The 18,705-nt window shown below is 72.8% G+C and carries 15 protein-coding genes; 14 read left to right on the forward strand and 1 reads right to left on the reverse strand.

The annotated features are described in order from the left end of the window. Window positions 1-2 precede the first annotated feature (2 nt). The 12 genes from ACF089_RS03880 to ACF089_RS03935 all read left to right on the forward strand — a co-directional run bounded on the left by ACF089_RS03880 (window position 3) and on the right by ACF089_RS03935 (window position 14,997). Window positions 3-1,289 (forward strand): dihydroorotase, encoded by a 1,287-nt coding sequence (locus ACF089_RS03880; protein ID WP_392021329.1) that lies wholly within the window; start codon window positions 3-5, stop codon window positions 1,287-1,289. Further along, a complete protein-coding gene (locus tag ACF089_RS03885) occupies window positions 1,286-1,858 on the forward strand; it encodes a hypothetical protein (RefSeq protein ID WP_392021331.1) in 573 nt (190 codons plus the stop codon). The genes ACF089_RS03880 and ACF089_RS03885 overlap by 4 nt, the downstream gene beginning before the upstream one ends. After that, entirely contained in the window at window positions 1,855-3,006 is a 1,152-nt protein-coding gene (carA, locus tag ACF089_RS03890) for a glutamine-hydrolyzing carbamoyl-phosphate synthase small subunit (protein ID WP_392021333.1), read from the forward strand. Before ACF089_RS03885 ends, carA begins: the two co-directional genes overlap by 4 nt. After that, a complete protein-coding gene (carB, locus tag ACF089_RS03895) occupies window positions 2,999-6,313 on the forward strand; it encodes a carbamoyl-phosphate synthase large subunit (protein WP_392021337.1) in 3,315 nt (1,104 codons plus the stop codon). The genes carA and carB overlap by 8 nt, the downstream gene beginning before the upstream one ends. Window positions 6,314-6,370: 57 nt before the next feature. Further along, window positions 6,371-7,513: a quinone-dependent dihydroorotate dehydrogenase gene (locus ACF089_RS03900; RefSeq protein ID WP_392021341.1), complete on the forward strand. Its 1,143-nt coding sequence runs from the start codon at window positions 6,371-6,373 to the stop codon at window positions 7,511-7,513. Next, on the forward strand, window positions 7,510-8,352 hold the full coding sequence (gene pyrF / locus ACF089_RS03905) for an orotidine-5'-phosphate decarboxylase (RefSeq protein WP_392021343.1): 843 nt from the start codon (window positions 7,510-7,512) through the stop codon (window positions 8,350-8,352). The genes ACF089_RS03900 and pyrF overlap by 4 nt, the downstream gene beginning before the upstream one ends. Before the next feature lie 281 nt (window positions 8,353-8,633). Next, window positions 8,634-8,957 (forward strand): integration host factor, encoded by a 324-nt coding sequence (locus ACF089_RS03910; protein WP_003956414.1) that lies wholly within the window; start codon window positions 8,634-8,636, stop codon window positions 8,955-8,957. Between the two features lie 39 nt (window positions 8,958-8,996). Beyond that, the gene (gene gmk, locus ACF089_RS03915; RefSeq protein ID WP_392021346.1) at window positions 8,997-9,569 is read left to right on the forward strand and encodes a guanylate kinase; all 573 of its coding nucleotides are present in this window, start codon (window positions 8,997-8,999) and stop codon (window positions 9,567-9,569) included. Window positions 9,570-9,646: 77 nt separating this feature from the next. After that, entirely contained in the window at window positions 9,647-9,919 is a 273-nt protein-coding gene (rpoZ, locus tag ACF089_RS03920; protein ID WP_005319902.1) for a DNA-directed RNA polymerase subunit omega, read from the forward strand. Window positions 9,920-10,016: 97 nt separating this feature from the next. Continuing rightward, the gene (coaBC, locus tag ACF089_RS03925) at window positions 10,017-11,219 is read left to right on the forward strand and encodes a bifunctional phosphopantothenoylcysteine decarboxylase/phosphopantothenate--cysteine ligase CoaBC (protein WP_392021349.1); all 1,203 of its coding nucleotides are present in this window, start codon (window positions 10,017-10,019) and stop codon (window positions 11,217-11,219) included. Window positions 11,220-11,504: 285 nt separating this feature from the next. Further along, window positions 11,505-12,728 (forward strand): methionine adenosyltransferase, encoded by a 1,224-nt coding sequence (metK, locus tag ACF089_RS03930; protein ID WP_392021351.1) that lies wholly within the window; start codon window positions 11,505-11,507, stop codon window positions 12,726-12,728. A gap of 124 nt (window positions 12,729-12,852) precedes the next feature. Further along, window positions 12,853-14,997 (forward strand): primosomal protein N', encoded by a 2,145-nt coding sequence (locus ACF089_RS03935; protein WP_392021352.1) that lies wholly within the window; start codon window positions 12,853-12,855, stop codon window positions 14,995-14,997. 93 nt (window positions 14,998-15,090) lie between these two features. On the opposite strand, the gene ACF089_RS03940 is transcribed toward ACF089_RS03935, so the two are convergent. Further along, window positions 15,091-15,624, reverse strand: coding sequence for a hypothetical protein (locus ACF089_RS03940; RefSeq protein WP_392021355.1), 534 nt, complete (start codon window positions 15,622-15,624; stop codon window positions 15,091-15,093). Window positions 15,625-15,896: 272 nt separating this feature from the next. Between ACF089_RS03940 and fmt the strand changes: the two genes are divergently transcribed. Further along, the gene (fmt, locus tag ACF089_RS03945; protein WP_392021357.1) at window positions 15,897-16,838 is read left to right on the forward strand and encodes a methionyl-tRNA formyltransferase; all 942 of its coding nucleotides are present in this window, start codon (window positions 15,897-15,899) and stop codon (window positions 16,836-16,838) included. A 300-nt stretch (window positions 16,839-17,138) separates the two neighbouring features. Next, the gene (locus tag ACF089_RS03950; RefSeq protein WP_392021360.1) at window positions 17,139-18,587 is read left to right on the forward strand and encodes an RsmB/NOP family class I SAM-dependent RNA methyltransferase; all 1,449 of its coding nucleotides are present in this window, start codon (window positions 17,139-17,141) and stop codon (window positions 18,585-18,587) included. Window positions 18,588-18,705 lie beyond the last annotated feature (118 nt).

Genomic DNA, 18,705 nt, shown 5'->3' on the forward strand with positions numbered 1-18,705 from the left:
CCATGAGCAAGATCCTTATCCGTGGCGCGCAGGTGCTCGGCGGCGAGGCGCAGGACGTCCTGATCGACGGCGAGACCGTCGCCGCGGTCGGCGCCGGACTCTCCGCCGAGGGCGCCGACGTCGTCGACGCGACGGGCCAGATCCTCCTCCCCGGCCTGGTCGACCTCCACACCCACCTCCGCGAGCCCGGCCGCGAGGACTCCGAGACCGTCCTCACCGGCACCCGCGCCGCCGCCGTCGGCGGCTTCACCGCCGTCCACGCCATGGCCAACACCTTCCCCGTCGCCGACACCGCCGGCGTGGTCGAGCAGGTCTGGCGGCTCGGCCGGGAGTCCGGCTACTGCGACGTCCAGCCGGTCGGCGCCGTCACCGTCGGCCTGGAGGGCAAGCAGCTCGCCGAGCTGGGCGCGATGCACGACTCCGCCGCCGGAGTGAAGGTCTTCTCCGACGACGGCAAGTGCGTGGACGACGCCGTGATCATGCGCCGGGCGCTGGAGTACGTGAAGGCCTTCGACGGAGTCGTCGCCCAGCACGCCCAGGAGCCCCGGCTCACCGAGGGCGCCCAGATGAACGAGGGCGTCGTCTCCGCCGAGCTGGGCCTCGGCGGCTGGCCCGCCGTCGCCGAGGAGTCGATCATCGCGCGCGACGTCCTGCTCGCCGCGCACGTCGGCTCCCGCGTCCACATCTGCCACCTCTCCACCGCCGGCTCCGTCGAGATCGTCCGCTGGGCCAAGTCCAAGGGCTGGGACGTCACCGCCGAGGTCACCCCGCACCACCTCCTCCTCACCGACGAGCTGGTCCGCACCTACGACCCGGTCTACAAGGTGAACCCGCCGCTGCGCACCCAGGCCGACGTGCTCGCCCTGCGCGAGGCGCTCGCCGACGGCACCATCGACTGCGTCGCCACCGACCACGCCCCGCACCCGCACGAGGACAAGGACTGCGAGTGGGGCGCGGCCGCGATGGGTATGGTCGGTCTCGAGACCGCTCTCTCCGTCGTCCAGGAGACGATGGTGGAGACCGGACTCCTCGACTGGGCCGGTGTCGCCGACCGGATGTCCTTCCGCCCCGCGGCCATCGGCCGGCTGGCCGGACACGGCCGCCCCGTCGCGGTCGGCGAGCCCGCCAACCTGACGCTCGTCGATCCGGCATACCGTGGAGCGGTGGACCCCGCGGGCTTCGCCTCCCGCAGCCGCAACACCCCCTACCAGGGCCGTGAGCTGCCGGGACGCGTCACCCACACCTTCCTGCGGGGCCGGGCAACGGTACTCGACGGGAAACTCGCGTGACATCACTCACCCACATCGCAGCACACCTCGCCGCCGAGAAGAAGTCGGCGGAGGTGACGGACTGGGCGGCCCGTATCGGCTGGGTCGTCGGGCTGCTGCTCTTCATCGCCCTCGTCTACTGGCTGATGCGCCAGGGCTGGAAGTGGCGCGGCAGTCTCCAGTCGGGACTGCCCGAGCTGCCCGCCGTGCCCGAGACGCCCGGCGAGGCCCGGCTGACCCTGACCGGCCGCTACCACGGCTCCACCACGGCCGGGCAGTGGCTCGACCGGATCGTCGCCCACGGCCTCGGCGTCCGCAGCCGGGTCGAGCTGACCCTCACCGACGCCGGACTGACCGTCCTGCGCCCGGGCGCGACCGACTTCCTCATCCCCTCGGCCGCCCTGCGCGAGGCCCGCCTCGACAAGGGCATCGCGGGCAAGGTCCTCGCCGAGGGCGGGCTCCTGATCATCACCTGGGAGCACGGCGACACCCTCCTCGACTCCGGCTTCCGCTCCGACGCCGCGGCCGGCCACAACGAGTGGGTCACCACCCTGAACCACCTGATCAACACGACGGAAGGCGCACGATGACGACCTCCACCCGGGGAGCCGGCCAGGCTCCCGCCGTACTCGTCCTGGAGGACGGCCGCATCTTCCGCGGCCGTGCCTACGGGGCCGTGGGGGAGACCTTCGGCGAGGCGGTGTTCAACACCGGCATGACCGGCTACCAGGAGACGCTCACCGACCCCTCGTACCACCGCCAGGTCGTCGTGATGACCGCGCCGCACATCGGCAACACCGGCGTCAACGACGAGGACGACGAGTCCCGGCGCGTCTGGGTCGCGGGATACGTCGTACGCGACCCCGCCCGCGTCCCCTCCAACTGGCGCTCCCGGCGCACCCTCGACGACGAGCTGACCGGTCAGGGCGTCGTCGGCATCAGCGGCGTCGACACCCGCGCCCTCACCCGCCACCTCCGCGAGCGCGGCGCGATGCGCGTCGGCGTCTTCTCCGGCCCGGCCCTGGCCGGCGCCGACGACGAGAGCCTGCTCGCCCGCGTCCGCCGGGCCCCGGAGATGACCGGCGCCGACCTCTCCGCGCAGGTCGCCACCGCCGAGTCCTATGTGGTGCCCGCGATCGGGACCAAGCGCTTCACCGTCGCCGCCATAGACCTCGGCATCAAGGGCATGACCCCGCACCGGATGGCCGAACGCGGCATCGAGGTGCACGTCCTGCCCGCCGCCGCCACCGCCGACGAGGTCTACGCCGTCGGCCCCGACGGCCCCGACGGAGTATTTCTCTCCAACGGCCCCGGCGACCCCGCCACCGCCGACCTCACCGTCGTCAAGGCGGTCCTGGAGCGCAGGACCCCGCTCTTCGGCATCTGCTTCGGCAACCAGCTCCTCGGCCGCGCCCTCGGCTTCGGCACCTACAAGCTGAAGTACGGCCACCGGGGCATCAACCAGCCCGTCCAGGACCGCACCACGGGCAAGGTCGAGATCACCGCCCACAACCACGGATTCGCCGTCGACGCACCGCTCGACCAGGTCTCCGAAACCCCCTACGGCCGCGCCGAGGTCTCCCACGTCTGCCTCAACGACAACGTGGTCGAAGGCCTCCAGCTGCTCGACCAGCCGGCCTTCAGCGTCCAGTACCACCCCGAAGCAGCCGCGGGCCCGCACGACGCCGCGTACCTGTTCGACCGCTTCGTCTCCCTGATGGAGGGCCAGCGTGCCTAAGCGCACCGACATCCAGTCCGTCCTGGTCATCGGATCCGGCCCGATCGTGATCGGTCAGGCCGCCGAGTTCGACTACTCCGGAACCCAGGCCTGCCGGGTCCTCAAGGCCGAGGGCCTGCGGGTCATCCTGGTCAACTCCAACCCGGCCACGATCATGACCGACCCGGAGATCGCCGACGCCACCTACGTCGAGCCGATCACCCCCGAGTTCGTCGAGAAGATCATCGCCAAGGAGCGCCCCGACGCCCTGCTGCCCACCCTCGGCGGCCAGACCGCGCTGAACACCGCCATCTCCATGCACGAGCAGGGCGTACTGGAGAAGTACGGCGTCGAGCTGATCGGCGCGAACGTCGAGGCGATCAACAAGGGCGAGGACCGCGACCTCTTCAAGGGCGTCGTCGACGCCGTACGGGAGAAGATCGGCCACGGCGAGTCCGCCCGCTCGGTGATCTGCCACACCATGGACGACGTCCTGCGCGGCGTCGACACCCTCGGCGGCTACCCCGTCGTCGTCCGCCCCTCCTTCACCATGGGCGGCGCCGGCTCCGGCTTCGCCCACGACGAGGAGGAGCTGCGCCGCATCGCCGGCCAGGGCCTCACCCTCTCCCCGACCACCGAGGTCCTCCTGGAGGAGTCGATCCTCGGCTGGAAGGAGTACGAGCTGGAGCTGATGCGCGACAAACACGACAACGTCGTGGTCGTCTGCTCCATCGAGAACTTCGACCCCATGGGCGTCCACACCGGCGACTCGATCACCGTCGCCCCCGCGATGACCCTCACCGACCGTGAGTACCAGCGGCTCCGCGACATCGGCATCGCCATCATCCGCGAGGTCGGCGTCGACACCGGCGGCTGCAACATCCAGTTCGCGATCGACCCGGACGACGGCCGGATCATCGTCATCGAGATGAACCCCCGGGTCTCCCGCTCCTCCGCGCTCGCCTCCAAGGCCACCGGCTTCCCCATCGCCAAGATCGCCGCGAAGCTCGCCGTGGGCTACACCCTGGACGAGATCCCCAACGACATCACCGAGAAGACCCCGGCCTCCTTCGAGCCCACCCTCGACTACGTCGTCGTCAAGGCCCCCCGGTTCGCCTTCGAGAAGTTCCCCTCCGCCGACTCCACCCTCACCACCACCATGAAGTCGGTCGGCGAGGCCATGGCGATCGGCCGGAACTTCACCGAGGCCCTCCAGAAGGCCCTGCGCTCCCTGGAGAAGAAGGACAGCCAGTTCGACTTCGTCTCGCCCGTCGGGGCCGGGAGCAAGGACGAACTCCTGCGCGAGGCGGTGCGCCCCACCGACGGCCGGATCAACACCGTCATGGCCGCCATCCGCGCCGGGGCCACCCCCGAGGAGGTCTTCGAGTCGACCCGGATCGACCCGTGGTTCGTCGACCAGCTCTTCCTGATCAAGGAGTACGCCGACGAGCTGGCCGCCGCCGACAAGCTCCACCCCGAGCTGCTCGCCGACGCCAAGCGCCACGGCTTCTCCGACGCCCAGATCGCCGGCATCCGCGGTCTGCGCGAGGACGTCGTCCGCGAGGTCCGCCACGCGCTCGGCATCCGCCCCGTCTACAAGACGGTCGACACCTGCGCCGCCGAGTTCGCCGCGAAGACCCCGTACTTCTACTCCTCCTACGACGAGGAGAGCGAGGTCGCCCCGCGCGAGAAGCCCGCGGTGATCATCCTGGGCTCCGGCCCGAACCGCATCGGCCAGGGCATCGAGTTCGACTACTCCTGCGTCCACGCCTCCTTCGCCCTCTCCGACGCCGGGTTCGAGACCGTCATGGTCAACTGCAACCCCGAGACCGTCTCCACCGACTACGACACCTCCGACCGGCTCTACTTCGAGCCGCTCACCCTGGAGGACGTCCTGGAGATCGTCCACGCCGAGTCGCTGGCCGGACCCATCGCCGGAGTGATCGTCCAGCTCGGCGGCCAGACCCCGCTCGGCCTGGCCCAGGCCCTCAAGGACAACGGCGTCCCCGTCGTCGGCACCCCGCCGGAGGCCATCCACGCCGCCGAGGACCGCGGCGCCTTCGGCCGCGTCCTCGCCGAGGCCGGACTGCCCGCCCCCAAGCACGGCACCGCCACCACCTTCGACGAGGCCAAGGCCATCGCCGACGAGATCGGCTACCCCGTCCTGGTGCGCCCCTCCTACGTCCTCGGCGGCCGCGGCATGGAGATCGTGTACGAGGAGGCCCGCCTCTCCTCGTACATCGCCGAGTCCACCGAGATCAGCCCCACCCGCCCGGTGCTGGTGGACCGTTTCCTCGACGACGCCATCGAGATCGACGTCGACGCCCTCTACGACGGCCACGAGCTGTACCTCGGCGGCGTCATGGAGCACATCGAGGAAGCCGGCATCCACTCCGGCGACTCCGCCTGCGCCCTGCCCCCCATCACCCTGGGCGGCTTCGACATCAAGCGGCTGCGCGCCTCGACCGAGGCCATCGCGCGCGGCGTCGGCGTCCGCGGACTGATCAACATCCAGTTCGCGATGGCCGGGGACATCCTCTACGTCCTGGAGGCCAACCCCCGCGCCTCCCGCACGGTCCCCTTCACCTCCAAGGCCACCGCCGTGCCCCTCGCCAAGGCCGCCGCCCGGATCTCGCTCGGCGCCACCGTCGCCGAGCTGCGGGCGGAGGGGCTGCTCCCGCGCGAGGGCGACGGCGGCACCCTGCCGATGGACGCGCCGATCTCCGTCAAGGAGGCCGTCATGCCGTGGTCGCGGTTCCGCGACATCCACGGCCGCGGCGTCGACACCATCCTCGGCCCGGAGATGCGCTCCACCGGCGAGGTCATGGGCATCGACTCCGTCTTCGGCACCGCCTACGCCAAGTCCCAGGCGGGCGCCTACGGCCCCCTGCCCACCAAGGGCCGCGCGTTCATCTCCGTCGCCAACCGCGACAAGCGCTCGATGATCTTCCCGGCCCGGGAGCTGGTCGCCCACGGCTTCGAGCTGCTGGCCACCTCCGGCACCGCCGAGGTCCTCAAGCGCAACGGGATCAGCGCCACCGTCGTGCGCAAGCACAGCGAGGGCGAGGGCCCCGACGGCGAGAAGACCATCGTCCAGCTCATCCACGACGGCGCGGTCGACCTCATCGTCAACACGCCCTACGGCACCGGCGGCCGGCTCGACGGCTACGACATCCGCACCGCGGCCGTCGCCCGCTCCGTCCCCTGCCTCACCACCGTCCAGGCGCTCGCCGCGGCGGTCCAGGGCATCGACGCCCTCAGCCGGGGCGACGTCGGCGTCCGCTCCCTCCAGGAACACGCCGAGCACCTGACCAAGGCCCGCGACTAGCAGAGGCACACGGGGGACACCGGAAACGGTGTCCCCCTCCTCATGAGGACACCCACCATGTACCGACTCTTCTTCGCCCTCGTCTTCCGGTGGATGGACCCCGAGCGGGCCCACCATCTGGCCGTCCGCTGGATCCGCCTCACCGCGCGCGTCCCCGTCCTGCGCACCTTCGCCGCCGCCCTGCTCGCCCCCCGCCACCAGGAGCTGCGGACCGAGGCGCTCGGACTGCGGATGCACGGCCCCTTCGGCCTCGCCGCCGGCTTCGACAAGAACGCCGTCGCCATCGACGGCATGACCATGCTCGGCTTCGACCACATCGAGATCGGCACGGTCACCGCCCTCGCCCAGCCCGGCAACCCCCCCAAGCGCCTCTTCCGGCTGATCCCCGACCGGGCGCTGATCAACCGAATGGGCTTCAACAACGAGGGCTCGGCCGCGGTCGCCCAGCGCCTCGGCGAGCGGCGACCCGTCTTCAAGAGCGTCGTCGGCGTCAACATCGGCAAGACCAAGGTCGTCCCCGAGGCCGAGGCCGTCGCCGACTACGTCACCTCCACCGAGCGGCTCGCCCCGCACGCCGACTACCTTGTGGTGAATGTCTCCTCGCCCAACACCCCCGGGCTGCGCGACCTCCAGGCGACCGAGTCCCTGCGACCGCTGCTCACCGCCGTCCGCGAGGCCGCCGACCGCACGGTGACCGCCCGGCGCGTACCGCTGCTGGTCAAGATCGCGCCCGATCTCGCCGACGACGACGTCGACGCCGTCGCCGACCTCGCCCTGGAACTGGGCCTGGACGGCATCATCGCCACCAACACCACCATCGGCCGCGAAGGACTGCTCTCCCCGTCCTCGCTGACCGCCGAGACCGGCGGCCTCTCCGGCGCACCCCTCAAGGAGCGCTCCCTGGAGGTCCTGCGGCGGCTGTACGCCCGGGTGGGCGACCGCATCACCCTCGTGGGCGTCGGCGGCGTGGAGAACGCCGAGGACGCCTGGCAGCGCATCCTCGCCGGGGCCACCCTGGTCCAGGGCTACAGCGCCTTCATCTACGAGGGCCCGTTCTGGAGCCGTTCCATCCACCGGGGCCTGGCCGCGCGCCTGGCCGCCAGCGAGTACGCCACCCTCGCCGAGGCCGTCGGCGCCGGCGTCCGCCGGGATGCCGCCGAGGCCGCCGAGGGCGCCGCCGCGAAGGAGTCCGCCGCGTGATCCCCTTCGGTACCCGGCTGCGGGAGGCCATGGACACCCGGGGCCCCCTCTGCGTCGGCATCGACCCGCACCCCTCCCTGCTGACCCACTGGGGCCTCGGCGACGACGTCAACGGCCTGGAGCGGTTCACCCGTACGACGGTCGAGGCGCTGGCCGACCGGGTCGCCGTCCTCAAGCCGCAGTCCGCGTTCTTCGAGCGCTTCGGCTCCCGGGGCGTCGCCGTCCTGGAGAAGGCCGTCGAGGAGGCCCGGGCGGCGGGCGCGCTGGTGCTCATGGACGCCAAGCGCGGCGACATCGGCTCCACCATGGCCGCCTACGCAGCGACCTATCTGGACCCCGCCTCCCCGCTCTTCTCCGACGCGGTGACCGTCTCCCCGTACCTCGGCTTCGGCTCGCTGCGCCCGGCGCTGGACGCGGCCGCCGCGTCCGGCTCGGGCGTCTTCGTGCTGGCTCTCACCTCCAATCCGGAGGGCGCGGAGGTCCAGCGCTCCACCGCCGCCGACGGGCGCTCGCTCGCCCAGCTGATGCTGGACCACATGGCCGCGGAGAACGCGGGCGCCCGGCCGCTCGGCTCGGTGGGCGCGGTGGTCGGCGCCACGCTGGGCGACGCCGGGGTGGATCTGGCGATCAACGGTCCCCTGCTCGCCCCGGGCATCGGCGCCCAGGGCGCGACGCCCGCCGATCTGCCGGGCGTCTTCGGCGCGGCCGTGGGCGATGTGGTGCCCAGCGTGAGCCGGGGCGTGCTGCGGCACGGACCGGACCGGGCGGCGCTGAGGGAGTCGGCGGAGCGCTTCGCCGAGGAGGTCAGGACGGCGGTCTCGGCGGCCTCCGGCCGGTAGTCCGGGCCGTTCCGGGGCCGCGCCGCGGCCCCGGAGCACCGCAGGTACACGCCCTCTTGACAGAATCTTGGCTTAAATCACAGCCCTAATGTCGCAAAAGTCCTGGTCGGTCGATGCTGACCAGGACTTTTCGCTTGTTCTCGCTGACTGGAGCGGTGATGGCCGCTAGTCTCCGTCGAAGAGCGAACGTGCACTGCGTTGCTCGTTGCTCCCCTGGTGTGGGGCGACTAGGTTCCTCACCGGTCCGTATCCGACAGTTCGACATCCGAGGTGACGTAGGCGTGGCTCTTCCGCCCCTTACCCCTGAACAGCGCGCAGCCGCGCTCGAAAAGGCCGCCGCGGCTCGCCGGGAGCGGGCCGAGGTCAAAAATCGACTCAAGCACTCCGGCGCCTCGCTCCACGAGGTCATCAAGCAGGGCCAGGAGAACGACGTCATCGGCAAGATGAAGGTCTCCGCCCTGCTCGAGTCCCTGCCGGGCGTCGGCAAGGTCCGCGCCAAGCAGATCATGGAGCGGCTCGGCATCTCCGAGAGCCGCCGGGTGCGCGGTCTCGGCTCCAATCAGATCGCGTCCTTGGAGCGCGAGTTCGGCGGTGGTCCCGCCTGACGTTCTCGGGCACCCCCGGGAACCTGGATAATCTGCTGCATGGCAGTAGAGGTACGTCCGCGGCTGACCGTGCTCTCCGGCCCCTCCGGGGTCGGCAAGAGCACGGTCGTCGCGCATATGCGCAAGGTCCACCCCGAGGTCTGGCTCTCGGTGTCGGCCACCACGAGAAAGCCGCGCCCCGGCGAGCGCGACGGTGTCCAGTATTTCTTCGTCTCCGACGATGAATTCGACAAGCTGATCGCTAACGGCGAGCTGCTGGAGTGGGCCGAGTTCGCGGGCAATCGGTACGGCACACCGCGCCGCGCCGTCCTGGAGCGCCTGGAGTCGGGTGAGCCCGTACTGCTGGAGATCGACCTCCAGGGGGCCCGCCAGGTCAAGCAGGCGATGCCGGACTCGCGACTGGTCTTCCTCGCCCCGCCGAGCTGGGACGAGCTGGTGCGCCGGCTCACCGGCCGGGGCACCGAGTCGCCCGAGGTCATCGAGCGCCGGCTGACCGTCGCGAAGGTGGAGCTGGCGGCCGAGTCGGAATTCGACACCACCCTGGTCAACACCTCCGTCGAGGACGTGGCGCGTGAGCTGCTAGCCTTGATGACGGTGTCTTCCGGGGAGTGACGTTCCCGGGTCTTCTGGGGAGTGACCCCAGGATCCTCACACCGTTCGGTCTTTTCCCATTCTTCGGAAGGTAGAGCGTGTCCTCTTCCATCACCGCGCCCGAGGGCATCATCAACCCGCCGATCGACGAGCTGCTCGAGGCCACGGACTCGAAGTACAGCCTCGTGATCTACGCGGCCAAGCGCGCGCGTCAGATCAACGCGTACTACTCGCAGCTCGGCGAGGGCCTGTTGGAGTACGTCGGTCCGCTCGTCGACACCCATGTCCACGAGAAGCCGCTGTCGATCGCCCTGCGTGAGATCAACGCGGGTCTGCTGACCTCCGAGGCCATCGAGGGCCCGGCCCAGTAAGTACGCGGTACGGCTCAATGACCACAGGCCCGGCGGAATGTCCGCCGGGCCTGTGGTGTCTCATGGGGACATGACCGGGCGAGTGCGGGGAGGCACAGTGGACAAGCCGAAGATCGTTCTGGGGGTCAGCGGGGGTATCGCCGCCTACAAGGCGTGCGAGCTGCTGCGCAGACTGACGGAATCCGGCCATGATGTGCGGGTCGTACCGACCGAATCGTCACTGAACTTCGTCGGAGCGGCGACCTGGGCGGCACTATCCGGCCATCCCGCCGCCACCGAGGTCTGGTCCGGTGTCCATGAGGTGCCCCATGTCCGGATCGGCCAGGGCGCGGATCTGGTCGTCGTCGCCCCCGCCACCGCCGACCTGCTGGCCAAGGCGGCCCACGGCCTCGCCGACGATCTGCTCACCAATACGCTGCTGACCGCCCGCTGTCCGGTCGTCTTCGCCCCCGCCATGCACACCGAGATGTGGGAGCACCCCGCCACCCAGGAGAATGTGGCGACGCTGCGCCGCCGCGGCGCGATCGTCGTCGAGCCCGCCGTCGGCCGGCTCACCGGTGTCGACACCGGCAAGGGGCGGCTGCCCGACCCGGGCGAGATCTTCGAGGTCTGCCGCCGGGTGCTGGCCCGCGGCGATCTCGCCCCCGACCTGGCCGGACGCCATGTCGTGGTCAGCGCGGGCGGCACCCGCGAGCCGCTGGACCCGGTCCGCTATCTGGGCAACCGCTCCTCCGGCAAGCAGGGGTACGCCCTCGCCCGCACGGCGGCGGCCCGGGGCGCCAGGGTCACCCTGATCGAGGCCAACACCCAGCTGCCCGACCCGGCCGGCGTCGATGTGATCCATGTCGGCACGGCGGTCCAGCTGCGCGAGGCGGTCATCAAGGCCGCCGCCGAGGCCGACGCCGTGGTGATGGCCGCCGCCGTGGCCGATTTCCGACCTCTCGAATACGCCACCGGGAAGATCAAGAAGAAGGACGGCGAGGAGCCGGCGCCCATCGCCCTGGTCCGCAATCCCGACATCCTCGCCGAGGTGTCCGCCGAACGGCTCCGGGCCGGTCAGGTGATCGTGGGCTTCGCCGCCGAGACCGACGACGTCCTCGCCAACGGCCGCCGCAAACTCCGCGGCAAGGGCTGTGACCTGCTGGTGGTCAATGAGGTGGGGGAGCGCAAGACCTTCGGCTCGGAGGAGAACGAAGCGGTCGTGCTCGCCGCCGACGGAGCGGAGACCCCGGTGCCGTACGGCCCCAAGGAGGCCCTCGCCGACACGGTGTGGGACCTGGTGCTGCCGCGTCTCACGTGAATTCTGTGTGTCGGCGGGCGATCCGGACGAAAGTGATGAGAGCGGCATCACACCCATGGGTTTTCGGACGGTCGCCCGGCCCCACGCCCCGTGATCGCAGGCCGCGAGGGTCCTGGCCGGTTCTCGCTACAACCGTCGCTCGACGGCCATTCGCCTCCACGAAGCGAGACGGGTGGTTCGGAGCCGGGGGGTGGCGGATAAACTGGTCATGGAACGTCGCGGGGCGCAGCCCCCTGCCGGTCCGCCAATGATCAGCCAGCAGCCGCTGCAACCCCAGGGAGCGATGTGTCCCGCCGTCTCTTCACTTCGGAGTCCGTGACCGAGGGTCACCCCGACAAGATCGCCGACCAGATCAGCGACACCATCCTCGACGCACTCCTTCGGGAGGACCCGACCTCCCGGGTCGCCGTGGAGACCTTGATCACCACCGGCCTGGTCCATGTGGCCGGCGAGGTGACCACCAAGGCCTACGCCGACATCCCCACCCTCGTGCGCAACAAGGTCCTGGACATCGGGTACGACTCGTCGAAGAAGGGATTCGACGGCGCCTCCTGCGGCGTCTCGGTCTCCATCGGCGCGCAGTCCCCCGACATCGCCCAGGGCGTGGACACGGCGTACGAGAAGCGCGTCGCGGGCGCCGCCTCCGGCGACGAGGGCGACGAGCTGGACAAGCAGGGCGCGGGCGACCAGGGCCTGATGTTCGGCTACGCCTGCGACGAGACGCCCGAGCTGATGCCGCTGCCGATCCACCTCGCCCACCGGCTCTCCCGCCGGCTCTCCGAGGTCCGCAAGAACGGCACCATCCCGTATCTGCGTCCCGACGGAAAGACCCAGGTCACCATCGAGTACGACGGCGACAAGGCCGTCCGCCTCGACACGGTCGTGGTCTCCTCGCAGCACGCCTCGGACATCGACCTGGACTCGCTGCTCGCTCCCGACATCCGCGAGTTCGTCGTCGAGCACGTCCTCGCCCAGCTGATCGAGGACGGCATCAAGCTCGACACCGAGGGCTACCGCCTCCTGGTGAACCCGACCGGCCGCTTCGAGATCGGCGGCCCGATGGGCGACGCCGGCCTCACCGGCCGCAAGATCATCATCGACACCTACGGCGGCATGGCCCGCCACGGCGGCGGCGCCTTCTCCGGCAAGGACCCGTCCAAGGTCGACCGCTCCGCCGCCTACGCCATGCGCTGGGTCGCGAAGAACGTCGTCGCCGCCGGCCTCGCGGCCCGCTGCGAGGTCCAGGTCGCCTACGCCATCGGCAAGGCCGAGCCCGTCGGCCTCTTCGTCGAGACCTTCGGCACCGCCACGGTCGACACCGAGCGCATCGAACAGGCCATCGCCGAGGTCTTCGACCTCCGCCCCGCGGCCATCATCCGCGACCTCGACCTCCTTCGCCCCATCTACGCCCAGACCGCCGCCTACGGCCACTTCGGCCGCGAACTGCCCGACTTCACCTGGGAGCGCACCGACCGCGTCGACGCCCTCCGCACGGCCGTGGGCCTCTAGCCCTCAGCCCTGACGTACGAACGAGGCCCCGGCGCCCCCGCAGAGGGGGGCGCCGGGGCCTCGGCCGTGCCCGGCGGCCCCCGGGCCGGTGGCGTTGTCAGTGGGGTCTGGTAGGAATTTGGCTGTGAGCAGCGAGGATGAGCGGTCTGAGGAGCCCACCGCCGGTGGGCCGGAGCAGCTTGCGCTGATCAGGGAGACGGTGCGCAGGGCGAAGGTGCCGAAGGCGAAGCCGAGGACGTGGCGGGGGGCCGCGCTGGCGAAGGAGTCGCCGGTGGCGCGGGTGGTGGTGAACAAGGGGGTGCTCCATCTCGACCAGTACTTCGACTACGCGGTGCCGGAGGAGCTGGACGCCGACGCGCGCCCCGGGGTGCGGGTGCGGGTGCGGTTCGGGGCCGGGGCGCACCGGGTGCGGGAGGGGCGGCGGGAGGGCGGCGGTCTGATCGACGGCTTCATCGTCGAGCGCCGCGCCGATTCGGACTACGGGGGAGCCCTCGCCGCCCTCGCCTATGTCGTCTCGCCCGAGCCGGTCCTCGGCCCGGAGATGCTGGCGCTCGCCCGCGCCGTCGCCGACCGGTACGCGGGCTCGCTCGCCGACGTCCTTCAGCTCGCCATCCCCCCGAGGAACGGACGCGCCGAGTCCAGGCCGTCGCCCGAGCCGCTGCCGCCGCCCGATCCGCCCGGGCCCGGGAGCTGGGAGCGGTACGGGCGGGGAGCGGCGTTCCTGGAGGCCCTGGCGGCCGGGGGAGCGCCCAGGGCCGTGTGGACCGCGCTGCCCGGCCCGGAGTGGCCCGGCGAACTGGCGCGCGCGGTCGCCGCCACGCTCGCGTCGGGGCGCGGCGCGCTGGTCGTGGTGCCCGACGGCCGGCGGGCCGTGCGGGTCGACGCCGCGCTGACCGATCTCCTCGGCGCGGGCCGCCACGCCCTGCTGACGGCGGACTCCGGCCCCGAGAAGCGCTACCGGCAGTGGCTCGCGGTGAGCCGGGGCTCGGTCCGGGCCGTCGTCGGCACCCGCTCGGCGATGTTCGCCCCCGTACGGGATCTCGGGCTGGTCGCCGTCTGGGACGACGGCGACTCCAGCCACAGCGACGAGAACGCGCCCTTCCCCCATGTCCGCGAGGTGCTGGAGCTGCGCGCGACGCATGAGCGGTGCGCTTTCCTGCTCGGCTCGGCCAGTTGCACGGTGGAGGCGGCCCAGCTGGTGGAGAGCGGCTGGGCCCGCCCCCTGACCGCCGACCGCGAGCAGGTGCGCCGCGCCGCCCCCCTGGTGCGCACCGTCGGCGACGGCGACCTCGCCCGTGACGAGGCGGCCCGCGCCGCCCGGCTCCCCAGCATCGCCTGGCAGGTAGTGCGGGACGGGCTCACCACCGGTCCGGTGCTGGTCCAGGTGCCCCGGCGCGGCTATGTGCCGCGTCTGGCCTGCGAGCGCTGCCGCACCCCCGCGCGCTGCCGGCACTGCTCGGGACCGCTGGAGGCCCCCGACGAGCGGGATCTCACCTGCCGCTGGTGCGGTCGCGGCGCGGTGGACTGGCACTGCGCCGAGTGCGGGAGCACCCGGCTGCGGGCCCGGATCGTGGGCGCGCGGCGTACGGCGGAGGAGCTGGGCCGGGCGTTCCCCGCCGTCCCCGTCCGCACCTCCGGGCGTGATCATGTGCTGGACGCGGTCCCCGCCCGGCCGGCGCTGGTGGTGAGCACCCCCGGCGCGGAGCCCGTCGCCGAGGGGGGCTATGCGGCGGCGCTGCTGCTGGACGGCTGGGCGATGCTCACCCGGCCCGATCTGCGGGCGGGCGAGGACGCGCTGCGCCGCTGGATCGACGCGGCGGCCCTGGTCCGGGGCCAGGGCGAGGGGGGCACGGTGGTGATCGTCGCCGAGCCGACCCTGCGGCCCGTGCAGGCCCTGGTCCGCTGGGATCCGACCGGCCACGCCCGGCGGGAGCTGGCGGACCGGGCCGAGCTGGGCTTCCCCCCGGTCTCCCGGATGGCGGCGGTGACCGGCCGCGCCGATGTGGTCGCGGCGTTCATGACCGCGGCGGAGCTGCCGGGCGAGGTGGAGGTCCTCGGGCCGGTGCCGCTGCCACCGGCGCCCCCCGGCCGTCCCCGGCGGCCGGGGGAGCCGCCGCCGGGAGAGGTGTGGGAGCGGGTTCTGCTGCGGGTGCCCCCGGGCAGCGGGGCGGCGCTCGCCGCCGCCCTGAAGTCGGCGCAGGCGTCGCGTCTCGCCCGCGGCGGCACGGACCAGGTCCGGATCAGGGTCGATCCCCTGGACATCGGCTGAGCGGACCGCCGCCCCGCGAGGGGCGGCGGTCCGCCGTCGCGGGGCCCGGGGCGGGCGGTGGTCAGCCGTTGCGGGGCCGGGGGCGGGCGGTGGTCAGCCGTTGCGCGGGCCGGGGAAGGCCCCCGGGCGGGCCGGGTCGTGGAGCGGCTGCGCGGCGGCCGTGTGCTGGGGCGGCATGGCGCGGGCGGCCGGCACCGTCGCCGGAAGGCCGGGTGGCGGCAGGGTCCGGGTGGCGGCGGGCTCGATGGCCCGGTCCTCCCCGGTCACCGACGGCTGGCCGGCCCGGCGGGCGCCGTACCGGCGGTGGACCGCCTGCTTGGTGACCCCGAGCGCCGAGCCCACCGCGTCCCACGAGAAGCCCAGCGAGCGGTCGAAGTCCACGGCCGCCGTGACCAGCGTCTCGACGCTGTCCCGCAGCTCCTGCGCGAGCCGCACCGTCGGGGCCGGGGCCCTGCCGTAGACGACGAATCCGGCGGACGGGCCGGAGCGGCGGGGGCGGTAGACATTGCCCAGCTGGGCGGTGAGCGTGCGCAGAGCGTCCACCTGTCGGCGGACCCGCTCGATGTCCCGCACCAACAGGTGCAGACTTGCCCGGGCTTGGGCGTCGTGGGTTGCGTGGTCGGCCATTGGGAAGCCTCTCGAACCGGCGGTGAAAGGGGGTCGGACCGCATCGACGGGCGGCCCGCTTCGGTCAATCTCTCTTGACCAACGCGCCACCGGGCGATGTGGTCACGGTGCGGGGGCGTAAGCGCGTACGCGCAGGGCGCGCGGGCGTCCGTACGCCCCCTGCGGTGATCCCCCCTAGACTGGTGCGCCGCTCGTCCTCGTACCCGCCGCCGGTCCGTTCCCGCATGTCACCGGCTCACCGCATCCGTCCGCCTGAGAGGCAGTCAGCACCGATGAAGCTCGTCTTCGCAGGCACCCCCGAGGTCGCCGTCCCCGCACTGGACGCCCTGATCGCCTCCGACCGGCACGAGGTGGCCGCCGTCGTCACCCGTCCGGACGCACCCGCCGGGCGGGGGCGCAAGCTGGTCGCCAGCCCCGTCGCCCAGCGCGCGGAGGAGGCCGGGATCGAGGTGCTCAAGCCCGCCCGCCCCCGTGACGAGGACTTCCTCGCCCGGCTGCGCGAGATCGCGCCGGACTGCTGCCCGGTGGTCGCCTACGGAGCGCTGCTGCCCAGGGTCGCGCTCGACGTGCCCGCCCGGGGCTGGGTCAATCTCCACTTCTCGCTGCTGCCCGCCTGGCGCGGCGCGGCGCCCGTGCAGCACGCCGTGCTCGCCGGGGACGAGATGACCGGGGCCGCGACCTTCCTGATCGAGGAGGGGCTCGACTCCGGCCCGGTCTACGGAGTGATCACCGAGCGGGTCCGGCCCACCGACACCAGCGGCGATCTGCTCACCCGGCTCGCCTTCGCGGGCGCGGGACTGCTCGCCGCCACCATGGACGGCATCGAGGACGGCGCCCTCACGGCGGTGCCGCAGCCCGCCGAGGGAGTGTCGCTCGCGCCCAAGCTCACCGTCGACGACGCCCGGGTGGACTGGCGGGCCCCGGCCCTGCGCGTCGACCGCGTCGTCCGCGGCTGCACGCCCGCCCCCGGCGCGTGGACCGAGTTCCGCGGCGAACGGCTGAAGCTGGTCTCCGTGGGTCTGGTCGCCGACCGGGCCGGCCTCGCCCCCGGGGAGCTGGCCGCGGGCAAGAACGACGTGCACGTCGGCACCGGGTCGCACGCCGTCGAACTGCTCTGGGTCCAGCCCCAGGGGAAGAAGCCGATGCGCGCGGCCGACTGGGCGCGCGGCGTCCGTATCGCCCCCGGGGAGTGCCTGGGCGGGGCCCCGGCGTAGAGGCGCGGGGCACCGGCGCGCGGCCCGGCGCGGATCCCGGAGCCCGGGGCGCGCCCGTCGTGAACCGGGTCCGGGCAGGCCCCGGCGCACACGCCCGCGCACACCCCCCGGACGGGCGCGGGACGCCCTCGCTCGCGACGCGGAGCCGCCCCCCCACTGCGGGCGCGGGACGCCCTCGCTCGCGACGCGGAGCCGCCCCCCACTACGGGCGCGGCACGCCCCCGCTCACCACGCGGAGCCGCCCCCCGCGCCGGGGGACTACCCTTACAGGGTTCGGACCCTTGTCACAGCGGAGCACCTTTGAACGACCAGGCACGCGCCCACGGCCCTCGCCGACCCCACAAGCCCTACCGCCGCCCGAAGAAGGACCCCGTGCGGATCCTCGCCTTCGAGGCGCTGCGGGCGGTCGACGAGCGCGACGCGTACGCGAACCTCGTCCTGCCCCCGCTGCTGAAGAAGGCCCGTGAGCAGGGCGACTTCGACGCGCGGGACGCGGCGCTCGCCACCGAGCTGGTGTACGGCACCCTGCGCCGCCAGGGCACCTACGACGCGATCGTCGCCTCCTGCGTCGACCGCCCGCTGCGCGAGGTCGACCCGCCGGTGCTCGACGTGCTGTCGCTCGGCGCCCATCAGCTGCTGGGCACGCGCATCCCCAGCCACGCCGCCGTCTCCGCCAGCGTGGAGCTGGCCCGGGTGGTGCTCGGCGACGGCCGCGCCAAGTTCGTCAACGCCGTACTGCGCAAGATCGCGCGGGACGACCTCGACACCTGGGTGGAGCGGGTCGCGCCGCCGTACGACACGGACGCCGAGGAGCATCTCTCGGTGGTCCACTCGCATCCGCGCTGGATCGTCTCCGCGCTCTGGGACGCGCTCGGCGGCGGCCGCGCCGGGATCGAGGACCTGCTGGAGGCGGACAACGAACGGCCCGAGGTCACCCTCGTCGCCCGCCCCGGCCGCTCCACCGCCGACGAGCTGCTCGGCTCGCTCGACGAGGAGGCCGGACTGCCCGGCCGCTGGTCGCCCTATGCCGTACGGCTGGTCGAGGGCGGCGAGCCCGGCGCCGTGGAAGCGGTCCGCGAGGGCCGGGCCGGGGTCCAGGACGAGGGCAGTCAGCTCGTCGCCGCCGCCCTCGCCAACGCCCCGCTCGACGGCCCCGACACCCGCTGGCTCGACGGCTGCGCGGGCCCCGGCGGCAAGGCCGCCCTGCTGGCGGCGCTCGCGGCCCAGCGCGGCGCCGCGCTGCTCGCCTCCGAGAAGCAGCCGCACCGCGCCCGGCTGGTGGAGCGGTCGCTCACCGGCAATCCGGGTCCGTACCAGGTCATCGCCGCCGACGGCACCCGTCCGCCGTGGCTGCCCGGCGTCTTCGACCGGGTCCTCGTGGACGTCCCCTGCTCGGGTCTGGGCGCGCTGCGCCGCCGCCCCGAGGCCCGCTGGCGCCGCCGTCCGGAGGATCTCGACGGATTCGCGCCGCTCCAGCGCTCCCTGCTGCGGGAGGCCCTGAAGGCCGTACGGGTCGGGGGAGTGGTCGGGTACGCCACCTGCTCCCCGCATCTCGCCGAGACCCGGGTGGTCGTGGAGGACGTGCTGCGCGGCCGCGGCGGGAACGCCCCCGTCGAGGCCGAGTGGGTGGACGCCAGACCGCTGATGCCGGGCGTGCCCGCGCTCGGCGAGGGTCCGGACGTCCAGCTCTGGCCCCATCTGCACGGGACGGACGCGATGTATCTGGCCCTGCTGAGGCGCACCGCCTGACCGCGTCCCCGCCGAAACGCTCCCCAGAGCCCCGGTCGCGGCCCGAAATGCGAGTTTTGGGCGGACTCGACGGCTCCCCGGCCGGATTGGTCTGTACCGGATCACCGGCCGGGGCGGG

Origin of the sequence: Streptomyces sp. NPDC014894 (genome assembly GCF_043080985.1) — a bacterium.
Classification (GTDB): domain Bacteria; phylum Actinomycetota; class Actinomycetes; order Streptomycetales; family Streptomycetaceae; genus Streptomyces.